The organism is Acidovorax soli, from assembly GCF_014207955.1.
Classification (GTDB): Bacteria; Pseudomonadota; Gammaproteobacteria; order Burkholderiales; family Burkholderiaceae_C; genus Acidovorax; species Acidovorax soli_A.
Window position 1 is genome coordinate 14,365 of the sequence record NZ_JACHLK010000010.1, and the last position, 13,533, is coordinate 27,897.

12 protein-coding genes and 1 tRNA gene are annotated in these 13,533 nt (G+C 67.5%); 10 read left to right on the top strand and 3 right to left on the bottom strand.

The genetic code is table 11. The annotated features are described in order from the left end of the window. Positions 1-103 precede the first annotated feature (103 nt). The 6 genes from HNP48_RS22480 (at position 104) to HNP48_RS22505 (ending at position 6,560) form a co-directional block, all read left to right on the top strand. Positions 104-853: a DNA-3-methyladenine glycosylase family protein gene (locus HNP48_RS22480; RefSeq protein WP_409362578.1), complete on the top strand. Its 750-nt coding sequence runs from the start codon at positions 104-106 to the stop codon at positions 851-853. 98 nt (positions 854-951) lie between these two features. After that, positions 952-1,926, top strand: a complete 975-nt coding sequence (locus tag HNP48_RS22485; RefSeq protein ID WP_184861296.1) for an acetyl-CoA carboxylase carboxyltransferase subunit alpha — start codon at positions 952-954, stop codon at positions 1,924-1,926. Positions 1,927-2,071: 145 nt separating this feature from the next. Beyond that, positions 2,072-3,925: a methyl-accepting chemotaxis protein gene (locus tag HNP48_RS22490; RefSeq protein WP_184861653.1), complete on the top strand. Its 1,854-nt coding sequence runs from the start codon at positions 2,072-2,074 to the stop codon at positions 3,923-3,925. Positions 3,926-4,022: 97 nt separating this feature from the next. Continuing rightward, a complete protein-coding gene (tilS, locus tag HNP48_RS22495) occupies positions 4,023-4,994 on the top strand; it encodes a tRNA lysidine(34) synthetase TilS (protein ID WP_184861298.1) in 972 nt (323 codons plus the stop codon). Positions 4,995-5,139: 145 nt separating this feature from the next. After that, positions 5,140-6,408, top strand: a complete 1,269-nt coding sequence (locus tag HNP48_RS22500; protein ID WP_184861300.1) for an aspartate kinase — start codon at positions 5,140-5,142, stop codon at positions 6,406-6,408. A 59-nt stretch (positions 6,409-6,467) separates the two neighbouring features. After that, positions 6,468-6,560 (top strand) — tRNA-Ser (locus tag HNP48_RS22505). Between the two features lie 91 nt (positions 6,561-6,651). Here HNP48_RS22505 and HNP48_RS22510 read toward each other — a convergent pair. Both HNP48_RS22510 and HNP48_RS22515 read right to left on the bottom strand, forming a co-directional pair. Beyond that, on the bottom strand, positions 6,652-7,770 hold the full coding sequence (locus HNP48_RS22510) for an alpha/beta hydrolase fold domain-containing protein (protein WP_184861302.1): 1,119 nt from the start codon (positions 7,768-7,770) through the stop codon (positions 6,652-6,654). Between the two features lie 498 nt (positions 7,771-8,268). Next, positions 8,269-8,523, bottom strand: a complete 255-nt coding sequence (locus HNP48_RS22515) for a hypothetical protein (RefSeq protein ID WP_184861304.1) — start codon at positions 8,521-8,523, stop codon at positions 8,269-8,271. 196 nt (positions 8,524-8,719) lie between these two features. On the opposite strand from HNP48_RS22515, the gene HNP48_RS22520 reads away from it, so the two are divergent. Next, on the top strand, positions 8,720-9,106 hold the full coding sequence (locus HNP48_RS22520) for a hypothetical protein (protein WP_184861306.1): 387 nt from the start codon (positions 8,720-8,722) through the stop codon (positions 9,104-9,106). Between the two features lie 231 nt (positions 9,107-9,337). Next, positions 9,338-10,966 (top strand): methyl-accepting chemotaxis protein, encoded by a 1,629-nt coding sequence (locus HNP48_RS35675; RefSeq protein ID WP_184861308.1) that lies wholly within the window; start codon positions 9,338-9,340, stop codon positions 10,964-10,966. A gap of 52 nt (positions 10,967-11,018) precedes the next feature. Here the strand turns inward: HNP48_RS35675 and HNP48_RS22530 are convergent, their stop codons facing one another. Then, positions 11,019-11,357, bottom strand: coding sequence for a DUF4148 domain-containing protein (locus HNP48_RS22530; protein WP_184861310.1), 339 nt, complete (start codon positions 11,355-11,357; stop codon positions 11,019-11,021). Between the two features lie 134 nt (positions 11,358-11,491). On the opposite strand from HNP48_RS22530, the gene HNP48_RS22535 reads away from it, so the two are divergent. After that, on the top strand, positions 11,492-12,181 hold the full coding sequence (locus HNP48_RS22535) for a heavy metal response regulator transcription factor (RefSeq protein WP_184861312.1): 690 nt from the start codon (positions 11,492-11,494) through the stop codon (positions 12,179-12,181). Next, entirely contained in the window at positions 12,178-13,527 is a 1,350-nt protein-coding gene (locus tag HNP48_RS22540) for a heavy metal sensor histidine kinase (RefSeq protein WP_409362579.1), read from the top strand. The genes HNP48_RS22535 and HNP48_RS22540 overlap by 4 nt, the downstream gene beginning before the upstream one ends. Positions 13,528-13,533 lie beyond the last annotated feature (6 nt).

Below are 13,533 nucleotides of genomic sequence, written 5' to 3' on the forward strand. Positions count from 1 at the left end.
AGCGATAGCCCGTCAGATAGTCAGATAGATAGAACAACCAAGATCCGCATGCCCCCGAACGAAGAACGAATGAACGCACACGAGAACAAGAAGAACAACCAACATGGCTGCGGTACGCAAAAAAATGGCTAAAGAAGAACTGTTGGCCCCCGAAGTCGCCGCCGTTGCTGCGGCCGTTGCTGTATCCGCCGCGGCCGAGTCGTCGTCTGCCTCTGCCAAGGTCGTGGTGCCGTCCACGCCCACCTACTGGGCCGAGGCCTGCAAGCACCTGATGAAGAAGGACCGGGTGATGAAGCGCCTGATCCCGCAGTTCGGCGATGCCGCGTTGCAGACCCGGCGCGATGCCTTCACCACGCTGGCTCGCTCCATCGTGGGCCAGCAGGTCTCGGCGCAGTCCGCCCAGGCCGTGTGGGAGCGCTTTTCCAAGCTGCCGCGCAGCATGAAGCCGGCCAATGTGCTCAAGCTCAAGGTGGACGACATGCGCGCGGCCGGCCTGTCGGCGCGCAAGGTGGACTACCTGGTGGACCTGGCCCTGCACTTCGACGGCGGCAAGCTGCACGTGAAGGACTGGGCCTCGATGGATGACGAGGCCATCATCGCCGAGCTGGTGGCCATTCGCGGCATCGGCCGCTGGACGGCCGAGATGTTCCTGATCTTCTACCTGATGCGCCCCAATGTCTTGCCCCTGGACGACGTGGGGTTGATCAGCGGCATCAGCCACAACTACTTCTCGGGCGAGACGGTGAGCCGCAGCGAAGCCCGCGAAGTCGCCGAGGCCTGGCGGCCCTGGGCGAGCGTGGCGACTTGGTATATTTGGCGGTCCATGGACCCCCAGCCTGTGGTCGCGTTCTGAGCTTTCAGACAGGCGTCAAGCAAAACTCGTAACGCGTCGGTTACAGTGCGTGCCTCATTCATGGCACGCGCCCCGGGCGCGACCCAAGGAGAACTACGTTGGCGAAAAAGACTTTTCTGGATTTCGAGCAGCCGATTGCCGAACTCGAAACCAAAATCGAGGAACTGCGCTACGTGCAGACCGAGAGCGCCGTCGACATCTCGGAAGAGATCGACCAGCTGAGCAAGAAGAGCCAGCAGCTCACCAAGGACATCTACGCCGAGCTGTCTCCCTGGCAGATCACCAAGATCGCCCGCCACCCCGAGCGCCCCTACACGCTCGACTACGTGCGCGACATCTTCACCGACTTCGTCGAGCTGCACGGCGACCGCCACTACGCGGACGACCTGTCCATCGTGGGCGGCCTGGCGCGTTTCAACGGCCATGCCTGCATGGTGCTGGGCCACCAGAAGGGGCGCGACACGAAGGAGCGCGCCATGCGCAACTTCGGCATGAGCAAGCCTGAGGGCTACCGCAAGGCCCTGCGCCTGATGAAGACGGCCGAGAAGTTCAAGCTGCCCGTGTTCACTTTCGTGGACACGCCCGGCGCCTACCCCGGCATCGATGCCGAGGAGCGCGGCCAGTCCGAAGCCATCGGCCGCAACATCTTCGAGATGGCGCAGCTGGAAGTGCCCATCATCACCACCATCATCGGCGAAGGCGGCTCGGGTGGCGCGCTGGCCATCAGCGTGGCCGACCAGGTGGTGATGCTGCAGTACGCCATCTACTCCGTGATCAGCCCCGAGGGCTGCGCCTCCATCCTCTGGAAGACCAGCGAGAAGGCCCAGGAAGCGGCCGACGCCCTGGGCATCACCGCCCACCGCCTCAAGGCCCTGGGCCTGGTGGACAAGATCGTGAACGAACCCGTGGGCGGTGGCCACCGCGACCACAAGCAGATGGCCGCCTTCTTGAAGCGCGCCCTGGGCGATGCCTTCCGCCAGGTGGCAGACCTCAAAACCAAGGACCTGCTGGAGCGCCGCTACGAGCGCCTGCAGAGCTACGGCCGCTTCAGCGACACCAAATCCGAGCGCTGAGCGCCCTGCCAGACACAGCAACGGCCCTTGAGGGCCGTTGTTTTTTTTGCGCTCTGGATCGAGGGGCAGTAGCGCATATCCCGTAACCGGATGTAGCATGGCCGGATCGCCCGCCGTGGCGCGGGTGGATCGAAGGGGGCTGCGCATGTCGTTCCTGAAGACGCTCAAGGGCCAGATCCTGCTGGTCTCGGTGGCCTGCCTGGTGGCGGGCCTGCTGGCCCTCACGGTGGCCAACTACCTCACGGCGCGATCCCAGGCGTACGCCTCGCTCACCGCGCAGTCGCAGGCCCTGGCGCACAGCCACATCGAAACCCTGCGCGACTGGGCGCGCGGCAAGGCCACGGTGGTCGAGTCGGCGGCTGCCGCGCTCGACGATGCCGACGCCGCCAAGCCGCTGCTCATGCTGGCCAAGGCCGGCAACTTTCTCACCACCTATTTCGGCTATGCCGACAAGCGCACGGTGTTCTCGGAAAAGCAGAACCTGCCGCCCGACTACGACCCCACCGGGCGGCCCTGGTACAAGCAGGCGGCCGATGCGCAGACCACCATCCTCACGGCGCCGTACCCCGATGCGGGCGGCGCCGGCCTGGTGGTCACCTTTGCCAAGGCCGCGCGCGAGGGCGCGGGCGTGAAGGCCGTGATGGCGGGCGATGTGTCGCTGGCGGCGGTGGTGGCCAATGTGGCGTCGATCAAGCCCACGCCCGCAAGCTATGCCTTCCTGGTGGGGAGCGATGGCAACATCATCGCCCACCCCGAGGTGAAGCTGGCGCTCAAGCCCGCGACCGACCTGGCCCCCTCGCTCACGGCCACGGCGCTGGCCGACATGGCCAAGCGTGCCGACCTCAATGCCGTGGACCTGCAGGGCCGGGCCATGCTGCTCACTGTGGCGCCCGTGACCGGAACGCCCTGGCTGCTGGCGATTGCGCTGGACCGCGGCGAGGGGCTGGCCGCCATCCGCACCATGCTGGGGGTATCGCTGGGTGCGGGCATCGTGGTGCTGCTGGTGGCCCTGGTGGTGCTGGCCGGCATCCTGTCGCGGCGGCTGCGCCAGTTGACCCTGGTGCGCGATGCCATGCACGAGATCGGCGCGGGCGACGGCGACCTGTCGCGCCGCATCGACGCCCAGGGCGAGGACGAGCTCGCGCAGATCGCCGCCAGCTTCAACAGCTTTGCCGGCAAGCTCTCGGGCGTGCTGGCGCAGATCCGCGATGCCAGCAACTCGGTGCGCGTGGCGGCCGAGGAGATCGCCACGGGCAACCACGACCTGAGCGGGCGCACCGAGCTCACCGCGTCGAGCCTGGAGGAGACCTCGGCCTCCATGCAGCAGCTGACCGAGACCGTGCGCCACAACGCCGATGCCGCGCGCCAGGCCAACCAGCTCGTGGCCCAGGCCTCCAGCGTGGCCCAGCACGGTGGCACGGTGGTGGGCAATGTGGTGAGCACCATGGACGAGATCAATGCCGCGTCGCGCAAGATCAGCGACATCATCGGCACCATCGACGGCATTGCCTTCCAGACCAACATCCTGGCCCTGAACGCCGCGGTGGAGGCGGCGCGGGCCGGTGAGCAGGGCCGTGGCTTCGCCGTGGTGGCCAGCGAGGTGCGCAGCCTGGCGCAGCGCAGCGCCGAGGCGGCCAAGGAGATCAAGCTGCTCATCAGCGCCTCGGTCGGCCAGGTGGAGAATGGCTCGCGCCTGGTGCACGACGCCGGCGCCACCATGACCGACATCGTGAACTCGGTGCAGCGCGTGACCGACATCATGGCCGAGATCACGGCATCGACCAACGAGCAGAGCACCAGCATCAACGAAGTCGGCCAGGCCGTCTCGCACCTGGACCAGATGACGCAGCAGAACGCCGCGCTGGTGGAAGAGAGCGCGGCCGCGGCGCAAAGCCTCAAGGACCAGTCGGTGCGCCTGTCGGAGGTGGTGGGCACCTTCCGGCTGTCGGCCGATGGCGGCGGCGCGCACGGGGCGCCGCGGCTGTCAGCCCCGCAGTGAGCGGCCCGCGATAATCGGCGGCCATGCGCTGCCGCCTGCACGACCTCGCCATCCACCACCTACCCCCAGTTGCGGGCCGGGTGGGAGGGGTGCACGCATGACGCAATCGCTGGAGGCCGCCATCGCGGCCTTTGCGCCCGCGCTGCCGCTGGCCGTGGGTTTGAGCGGCGGGGCCGATTCCACCGCGCTGCTGCTGGCCTGTGCGCGGCGCTGGCCGGGGCAGGTGCGGGCCGTCCATGTGCACCACGGCCTGCAGGCAGCGGCCGATGGCTTCGAGGCGCACTGCGCGGACCTGTGCGCGCGCCTGGCGGTGCCATTGGCCGTGCAGCGCATCGACGCCCGCCCGGCCCCCGGCCAGAGCCCCGAGGACGCGGCGCGCCAGGGCCGCTATGCCGCTCTCGATGCGGCCCTGCTGCAGGCGCCGGCTGTGCAGGGCACGGCATCCGTCGCGCTGGCCCAGCATGCCGACGACCAGGTGGAGACGCTGCTGCTCGCCCTGTCGCGCGGTGCCGGCGTGGCGGGCCTGGCCTCCATGCCCGCGCAATGGCAGCGTGCGGGCCTGACCTGGCACCGCCCGCTGCTGCGCGTGCCGGGCCAGGCCGTGCGCGACTGGCTGCGGGGGCGGGGCGAGCGCTGGGTGGAAGACCCCACCAACGCTGATCTGCACTACACGCGCAACCGCATCCGTGCACAGGTTCTGCCGGTGCTCGAAGCCGCGTTCCCGGCGTTCCGCGATACCTTTGTCCGTTCTGCGGCCAACGCGGCGCAGGCCAGTGAACTGCTCGACGAGGTGGCCGTGGCCGACCTGGGCCAGGTGGGCGTGCCGCCGCAGCTGGCCGCGCTGCAGGCCCTCACCCGTGCCCGTCAGGCCAATGTGCTGCGCCACTGGCTGCGCAGCGTGCACCAGACCACACCCACGGCGGCGCAACTGGCCGAGCTGCTCGGCCAGGTGGCGGCCTGCACCACGCGCGGGCACCGCATCCGCATCAAGGTGGGTTCCGGCTACGTGGTGCGCTCGGGGCCCGGGCTCGATTGGTACAATCCCCAGGTTTTGGTCCCTGGGGACTGATCCGTGTCGCCCTGATGAAACCGCCCCGGTTTGGCAGGAATCGCACGGAACAGGCCCTGCTTTCCCATCTGCACGAAAAACAGCGGCGCGCCAAAACAGTGTCCAACCGGCGCCGTGGCAAGTGTTTCGTCACCCCAGAAATCCAATGGCATTGATCGTTCACAAATACGGCGGCACGTCGATGGGCTCCCCGGAGCGCATCCGCAACGTCGCCAAGCGCGTGGCCAAGTGGGCCCGCGCAGGCCACCAGATGGTGGTCGTGCCCAGCGCCATGAGTGGCGAAACCAACCGCCTGCTCGCCCTGGCCAAGGAACTCGCTCCCCCGCGCGCCACCGAGGCCTACAACCGCGAGCTGGACATGCTGGCTGCCACCGGCGAGCAGGCCTCCTCGGCCCTGCTGGCGATTGCGCTGCAGACCGAAGGCATGGGCTCGGTGAGCTACGCCGGCTGGCAGGTGCCGATTCGCACCGACAGCAGCTACACCAAGGCCCGCATCGAATCCATCGACGACCAGCGCGTGCGCGCTGACCTGGCCAATGGCAAGGTCGTGATCGTCACGGGTTTCCAGGGCATCGACGACGAAGGCAACATCACCACGCTGGGCCGTGGGGGATCGGACACCTCCGCCGTGGCCGTGGCCGCCGCGATGAAGGCCGATGAATGCCTGATCTACACCGACGTGGACGGGGTGTACACCACCGACCCGCGCGTCGTGCCCGAAGCGCGCCGCCTGCACACCGTCAGCTTCGAGGAAATGCTCGAAATGGCCAGCCTGGGCAGCAAGGTCCTGCAGATCCGCTCCGTGGAGTTCGCAGGCAAGTACAAGGTGCCCATGCGCGTGCTGTCGAGCTTCACGCCCTGGGACATCGACATCAACGAAGAAGCCAAGTCCGGCACGCTGATCACTTTTGAGGAAGACGAAAAAATGGAACAAGCCGTTGTATCCGGCATCGCATTCAACCGCGACGAGGCCAAGATCTCCGTGCTGGGCGTGCCCGACAAGCCAGGCATCGCCTACCAGATCCTGGGCGCCGTGGCCGATGCCAACATCGAAGTCGACGTGATCATCCAGAACCTGAGCAAGGACGGCAAGACCGACTTCAGCTTCACCGTGAACCGCGGCGACTATGCCCGCACCGTGGACCTGCTCAAGGAAAAGGTCGTGCCCGAGCTGGGTGCCCAGGAAGTCGTGGGCGATGCCAAGATCTGCAAGGTCTCCATCGTCGGCATCGGCATGCGCAGCCACGTCGGCGTGGCCAGCAAGATGTTCCGCGTGCTGAGCGAAGAGGGCATCAACATCCAGATGATCTCCACCTCGGAAATCAAGACCTCGGTCGTGATCGACGAGAAGTATGTCGAGCTGGCCGTGCGCGCGCTGCACAAGGCGTTCGAACTGGACCAGCCTGCGGCCTGAGCACCATCCGACCCCAACTCGGCTGAAGTGCCTCAAAAATGGGGCATAATAGCGGGATTGGAAACGTGACCGAGTGGCCGAAGGTGCTCCCCTGCTAAGGGAGTATGGGGTGTAGAGCCTCATCGAGGGTTCGAATCCCTCCGTTTCCGCCAAGATAAAGCCCTGCAAGTCTTTGACTTGCAGGGCTTTTTTCTTTGTCGGCACTGCCGGTCCACTTCCCATGGTTGCGGGTCGGCGGACAGCTCAGTTGATCAGGTTGCCCCGGAAGTGCCTTGTATCGGCGCCGGCCTCGCAGTAGTCCGCATAGCGACCGCCCAGGGCGGGTAGCGTGGCCTGGTTCCATGCGGCCCAGTTGCCGTTGGCAGGGGCGATGCCCATGTAGGCCTGGAGTATGCGTTCGTAGAAGGCGTGCTGCGCGCCCTTGTAGGCGTGATCGGGGGTGTCCGGGCCGTCTCCCATGGCATCGATCTCGGCTTTGCTGAAGCCTTTCCAGATGGAGATATGGCGCCGGGAGGGATCCAGGTGGTTGAAGTAGCCGCGCATGAAGGAGCCCAGATCGGCCACATCGTCGCAGGCGTTGATGAGCACGTGGGTCTGCAGGCCAGGCGGCGTGCTGGCCGCGTAGTAGGACAGATCGTTGGGTTCCCCTTTCGAGGTCCACCCCTGGCCGCCTTCGATTTCGAACAAGCCCCGGGCGTAGGTGCAGTCCGTGTCGTTGCGCATGCGTGCGGTGCAGCTGGGTCCCAGCGGATCCTGGATGGCCACATCGTCCACTTCGGTCTGGCTTCCGTGGTACTGGGCATTCTTTACGGGCGGGGCGATCAGAAAGCTGCCTGCGACAGGCCAGTGACCGCTCACGGCAATCCGCTGGGCCAGGATGGCGCCGGCCGAGGTGCCTGCCGTCCAGAGCTGGAGTTGGGGGTTGGACTGCATCCAAGGCTGGATGTACTGCGTGTACAGGGCGTTGAACGAGCCGAAAACAGAGCCCGCCTGGCCCGTGTCGCCCATGATGGCCGGAATCGGATACTGGGCCGTGGTCTCCGGGTTGGTGGGATAAGAAGGGATCATGAAGACACAGCCGCTGTTCTGGACGGCGGCGGCCAGCAGCAACTGTTCCGAACGTGCAACCTCCCGCGGGGAGCCCAGGTGGAAGCCGCCGCCATGGTAGTAGACGACAACACACGAAGGGCCCTGGCTTGTGCCGGAGGCACTGGCCTGGCTGGGGTAGTAGGTGTCCACCCATTGCCCATGGATCGCCACAGGGGGGTAGACCATGATGCCCGCAGCGGGGCTTGGTGCAGTGGTGGGCGGAGGGCTCTTGCTGTACTGCGCCAGCGCGGGCATGCAGGTGGTGAAATACATGGCGGTTACGGTGGCTGCAGCTGCAACGATGGGCGCTCTCATTGGCGGGGTGCTTTCCTGAGGATTCGTGGGTGCCGGGTCGTCCTGGTGTGCTCCAGGCCTTCTCAGCCGGCGGGGCTGGTTGACGCCGGGTATGCGGCGTTCCTTGGGAGGGATACGCGGCGGCTGTACATCCGGATGCAAATTGCCCGCTGGGCGCGTTCAGATGGGGTGCCTGCGCTCGCCCGGAGCCTATGGAATCCATCGGCATGGCGGATGATTCGCGGTTGCCCCAAGGCGGGCTGCAGGGTGCGCCGTGGCCTGGATGCCGTGCGGAGGGGCGCTACCGCTTGTGGCCGGTGCGTGCGCTGCAGCAGAGGCATCCGCCGAAAGGCCCGGCTCGCCGATCTTGCCGACTATTTGCATCCGGCGCATGGGATCCGCCCTGTGTGGGCCGGTGCAACTTGGCGATCCTGGGTTTTGGAGCTTGTGCTTCGAGGACTGCCGAGGGCCGTCTCTCTACCGGAACAGCACAAACCAGAGCAGCGGCCCCACGACCAGGGCACACGCGCCGCTCAGGACGGCTTCGGCTTTCGGGGTGAAGCGCCCCGAGGTCTGGGCGACCTGCTGAACCAGCCAGCCTACACCGCTGCTCAATGCAAGCAGGTAGGCCAGGTTCAACACGCCGACCAGGGCCACGGAAGCCCGTGGCATGTCCATCGCCGCAAAGGCGATGGCTGGAACGAAACAGATGGCCACCACGATCCAACGCATGGTTTCCCCCTTTCTGAACGCGCCTCATTGTCGGCAGCAGGCCGGTTTTTGACCATCACCGATTCGGGGGATGGGGCACGCCAAGGCGGTGGGCGCACCCCGGGCGCCAGCCCGTTCCTGCTGGCAAATGGGTACATTTCCCAGTGACCCGCACCCTGCAGGGCAGGAAAGCGGTACAGACAAGGAACCCGAGGGAATGTTGAAAAGCAAGTTCATGCGCTGGCTGCTGCTGTTGCCCGCCGCTTTCGCCGCCGCCTTTGTGGCGCAGCGCCTGACCAAGTTCATCAGTGCCTGGCAGATGGGCCATGGCGTGCTGGGCACGCTGCTCATCGAGCTGGGTTCCGGCGCGATGCTGGGCGCCGTGTTCGTGCTGGCCGGGGTGGCGATGGCGCCCTCGCACCGCCGGCAGGTGGCAATGGCCTTGTTCACCATCGTGGCCATCGTCTTCGGGATCACCGTGTTCACCGCGCTGCTGTTCGAAGGGGAGCTGTGGGTCTATGCGAACGGCACCGCCATGCTCGGTGGCGCGCTGTTGGTGGCCTACCCGCGCATTTCGGCCTCTGGCGCATCGCGCAGGGCCTAGGGTCGGCGTGGCCCCGGGTGGGGCGGCGCTGGCATGCCTGGTTGCAAGAAAAAACTTGCCAGCCGGGGGCAGGAGGCGCAAGGTAGCGTCAGAGAGCATTTCCTCCACGTGTCTGCGCGCTGCAAGATCCACACAAAAGCGCGTGCAGCGGGGCTGTAAGGGCCTGCAGGGCTGGCGCGGAGGGATGGGCAAATTACGCGGTAAACCGGCCTTGGCCGGTGGATTTTGCGCATGCGCGCCCAACGTGGGGAGAACTTCGCGATGATGAATTTCCTGCAGAGCCTGTCCATCAGGGCGCGTCTGGCCATGGGCTATGCCGTCCTGGCCTGTGCCCTCATCCTGGTCGCGGTCATGGGCATACGGGGCCAGTCGATCACCCAGGGCAACCTGGAGAACCAGGTCAACCACCTGGATGTGATCAAGAACCTGGGCAGCAGCGTGCTGGATGCGGCCAACGCCCGCGCGGTGGCCGCCCGCAACCTGGTGATCACCAGCACGCCGGCCGATGCGGCAGCCGAGGTCAAGCTCATCGCCGCGGCCCATGAGGGGGTGGGCAAGGGCATCCAGAAGGTCGACGAGGCCCTGAAGGCAGCCCAGCCCGAGGTGGCCGAGCCGCTGCGCAAGCTGCTCGGCCAGATCCAGGCGACCGAGGCGGCCTACGGCCCGATTGCGCTGGAGATCACGCGCTTGGGCAGCGTGGGTGAGAAGGACGCTGCCATCAAGAAGATCAATGCCGAATGCCGCCCGCTGCTGGTGCGCCTGGTGGGGGATATCAACGCCTTTCTCGCCGAGGGCGACAGGATCAGCCAGCAGGCCAGCGAGCAGTCGATGCGCCAGTTCGAATCGCTGCGCATGCAGCTCATCGTGCTGAGCGTGGTGGTCGTGGCGTTCGCGGTGGTGCTCGGCTACCTGACCACGCGCTCCATCGTCGGGCCGCTGCGCGAGGCCGGCGCAGCGACCCAGGAGTTCGCCCATGGCAATCTGGCACGCCCGCTGGTGGCCCATGGCAAGGACGAGATCGCCTCGCTGGTCGGCGCGATGGAGGGCATGCGCCGCAGCCTTTCGGAGCTGGTGGCGGGTGTGCGCGAGGGCTCGGTGAGCGTGTCCACCGCCAGTTCCGAGATCGCCCAGGGCAACCACAATCTGTCCACCCGCACCGAGCAGCAGGCCAGTGCGCTGCAGCAGACGGCGGCGTCGATGGAGCAACTGGGCTCCACCGTGCGCCAGAACGCCGACAATGCGGTCAATGCCAACCGGCTGGCGCATTCGGCCTCCACCATTGCCCAGCAGGGCGGGGAGGTGGTGGCGCAGGTGGTGGAGACCATGAAGGGCATCAACGACTCCAGCCGCAAGATCAACGACATCATCAGCGTGATCGACGGCATCGCCTTCCAGACCAATATCCTGGCGCTGAATGCGGCCGTGGAGGCGGCGCGCGCGGGCGACCAGGGGCGCGGCTTTGCGGTGGTGGCCGGCGAGGTGCGCACGCTGGCCCAGCGCAGCGCCCAGGCGGCCAAGGAGATCAAGCAGCTCATCACCGAGAGCGTGGGCCGTGTGGAGCATGGCTCGGCGCTGGTGGACAAGGCTGGCACCACCATGGACGAGGTGGTGGCCAGCATCCAGAGCGTGACCCGCCTCATGGGGGAGATCAGCTCTGCCAGCACCGAGCAGAGCTCGGGCGTGTCGCAGGTCGGCGAGGCGGTCACGCTGATGGACCAGGCCACGCAGCAGAACGCGGCCCTGGTCGAGGAGATGGCGGCGGCCGCCTCCAGCCTGCGCGCACAGGCCGACGACCTGGTGAGGTCGGTCTCGGTGTTCAAGATCGAGGGCAGCGGGCAGCAGCGCTTGCTGCTGCACTGAGCATGCCCCTGCCGGCGCCTTACCGCGCCGGGGACGGCGCGGGCCTATGGGCTCAGCCGCCTGCGCCATGCATCTCCTGCAGGCGGCGCTTCTCGGCGTCGCTCATGCCCAGGTATTCGTCCTGCACCTGCGCCCGGGTCTTGGCCGGGGCCGTCTTGGGTTCGGGCAGTGCGATGCCGCGCGAGAGCAGGGCCAGGGTGCCGTCCTTGCGGGCGGCTTCGATCTCGCCGAGCACCTCGCTGCGCTGGCGGCTGCTGGCCTGCTGGTGGTCGGGGTGCTGGGTGTAGCCGATCTCGCCGCCGGCTGCGTGGTACACCGCCGAGGCCTGGGCCGGGGCGGCGATGGCCAGGGCGGCCAGTGACAGGAAGAGGGCGTTGCGTGCGGTGGTCATGGTGAAGGTCCTTTCGTTGGGTTGCTGGGGTGGATGGATGGCCTCACTGTAGGAAGCCGCCACCGTCCAAACCCCCACGCGCAGATGACGAATTTGTAATCCGCGAGCGGGCCCGGTTCTTCGACAATCCGGGCATGAAAATCCTGCTCATCGAGGACGAGGCCAAGCTCGCGCAGTACCTGCGCAAAGGACTCACCGAGGCGGGCCACGTGGTCGATGTCGCGCACGATGGCATCGACGGCCTGCACCTGGCGCTCGAGGGCGACTACGCCGTGCTGGTGCTTGACGTGATGCTGCCCGGCATCGATGGCCTGAGCCTGCTGGCGGCCCTGCGCAAGACGCGCCAGACCCCCGTGCTCATGCTCACCGCGCGCGTGGGCGTGGACGACCGCGTGCGCGGCCTGCAGACCGGGGCCGACGACTACCTGGTCAAGCCCTTCGCGTTTTCGGAGCTGGTGGCACGCATCGAGGCCATCACGCGCCGCAGCCAGGCCGGTGCGCAAGCGGGCCAGGCCGAGGCCGTGCTGCAGCTGGCCGATCTGGAGCTGGACCTGCTGCGCCGCAAGGCCACGCGCGCGGGCCAGCGGCTGGACCTCACGGCGCAGGAGTTCCTTTTGCTCACGCTGTTCATGCGCCGCCAAGGCGAGGTGCTGTCGCGCACCGAGATCGCCTCGCAGGTCTGGGACATGAATTTCGACAGCGAGACCAATGTCGTCGAGGTCGCCGTGCGCCGGCTGCGCAGCAAGATGGATGTGCCCTTTCCCGCGCCGCTGCTGCACACCATCCGCGGCATGGGCTATGTGCTGGAGGAGCGCGTGCCATGATGGCGCCGCCTGCGCTGGCACACCGCTCGCTGCGCAGCCGGCTGTCGTGGTGGCTGGCGGTGCAGAGCCTGGCCGGGCTGGGCGCCGTCTGCCTGGTGGTCTACCTGGTCACGGCGGCGGGTTTTGCCGCGCGGCAGGAAGACGCCCTGCAGCAGAAGGAAAGCATCCTGCGCCACCTGCTCACGGACAGCGAAGGGCACCCCGCTGCCACCCCGCAGGCCCGCCACCCGCTGGACGACTTCCTGGCCGGGCACGAGAACTTCCGCCTGCTGGTCACCACCGGCGACGGGCAGCGGGTGTACCCGGGGGCGGCCGAGGCGGCGCCGCTGGCTGCCGCGCGCGAGCTGCGCTTCGAGGTGGCGCGCGGGGCCGAAGCCCCGCTGCAGGTGCGGCTGCGCATGGATGTGCAGCCCGACCAGGCGCTGCTGCGCCGCCTGGCCATCACGCTGGCCGTGGCGGCATTGGCCGGCACGGTGGTGGTCTCGCTGGGCGGTTTTGTGCTGGTGCACCTGGGCCTGGCGCCCGTGCGCCAGATGGCGGCGCAGACGCGCGAACTCTCGGCGCGCACCCTGCACCAGCGGCTCGATGGCACGGGCCAGCCGGCCGAACTGCAGCCGCTGGTCGGGCAGTTCAACGCGCTGCTGGGCCGGCTGGAGAAGGCCTATGCCCAGATGGAGGGTTTCAACGCCGACGTGGCGCACGAGCTGTGCACGCCGCTGGCCACGCTGCTGGCCAACAACGAACTGGCGCTGCGCTCACTGGGGCGCGGCGGCCAGGGCGCAGGTGAGGTGGCCGAGGTGCTGGCTTCCAACCTGGAGGAGCTGCAGCGCATGACCGGCATCGTGAACGACATGCTGTTCCTGTCCCAGGCCGATCGCGGCGCGCGCGCGCGCCGCATGCCGGTGGCCAGCCTGGCGGCCGTGGCCGCGCAGGTGGCCGACTACCACGAGGCCGCGCTGCAGGACGCGGGCCTTGTGCTGCAGGTGGTGGGCGATGCGGCCGGCGCCTTCGATGTGCCGCTGCTGCACCGTGCCCTGTCCAACCTGATCGGCAATGCCACGCGCTACGCGCTGGCCGGCAGCACGGTGCGCGTGTGCCTGGCCCAACGGCCCGATGGGGCCGTGGAACTGGTGGTGGAAAACCGCGGGCCCGATGTCGACCCCCAGGTGCTGGCGCGCCTGTTCGACCGTTTCTACCGCGCCGACCCCGCGCGCAGCCACAGCCAGGCCAACCACGGCCTGGGCCTGGCCATCACCGACGCGATTGCGCGCATGCATGGCGGGCGCACGCTGGCCACATCGGCGCAGGGCGTCACGCGCATCGGAATGGAGTTGAGATCTGGTTGAGGCGGT

Bases quoted from the DNA above. Each gene is read 5' to 3' on its own strand.
- HNP48_RS22490 (WP_184861653.1), top strand. From the start codon at position 2,072: ATGTCGTTCCTGAAGACGCTCAAGGGCCAGATCCTGCTGGTCTCGGTG.
- tilS (WP_184861298.1), top strand. From the start codon at position 4,023: ATGACGCAATCGCTGGAGGCCGCCATCGCGGCCTTTGCGCCCGCGCTG.
- HNP48_RS22535 (WP_184861312.1), top strand. From the start codon at position 11,492: ATGAAAATCCTGCTCATCGAGGACGAGGCCAAGCTCGCGCAGTACCTG.
- HNP48_RS22480 (WP_409362578.1), top strand. From the start codon at position 104: ATGGCTGCGGTACGCAAAAAAATGGCTAAAGAAGAACTGTTGGCCCCC.
- HNP48_RS22540 (WP_409362579.1), top strand. From the start codon at position 12,178: ATGATGGCGCCGCCTGCGCTGGCACACCGCTCGCTGCGCAGCCGGCTG.
- HNP48_RS22500 (WP_184861300.1), top strand. From the start codon at position 5,140: ATGGCATTGATCGTTCACAAATACGGCGGCACGTCGATGGGCTCCCCG.
- HNP48_RS22530 (WP_184861310.1), bottom strand. From the start codon at position 11,357: ATGACCACCGCACGCAACGCCCTCTTCCTGTCACTGGCCGCCCTGGCC.
- HNP48_RS22520 (WP_184861306.1), top strand. From the start codon at position 8,720: ATGTTGAAAAGCAAGTTCATGCGCTGGCTGCTGCTGTTGCCCGCCGCT.
- HNP48_RS35675 (WP_184861308.1), top strand. From the start codon at position 9,338: ATGCGCGCCCAACGTGGGGAGAACTTCGCGATGATGAATTTCCTGCAG.
- HNP48_RS22515 (WP_184861304.1), bottom strand. From the start codon at position 8,523: ATGCGTTGGATCGTGGTGGCCATCTGTTTCGTTCCAGCCATCGCCTTT.
- HNP48_RS22510 (WP_184861302.1), bottom strand. From the start codon at position 7,770: ATGTATTTCACCACCTGCATGCCCGCGCTGGCGCAGTACAGCAAGAGC.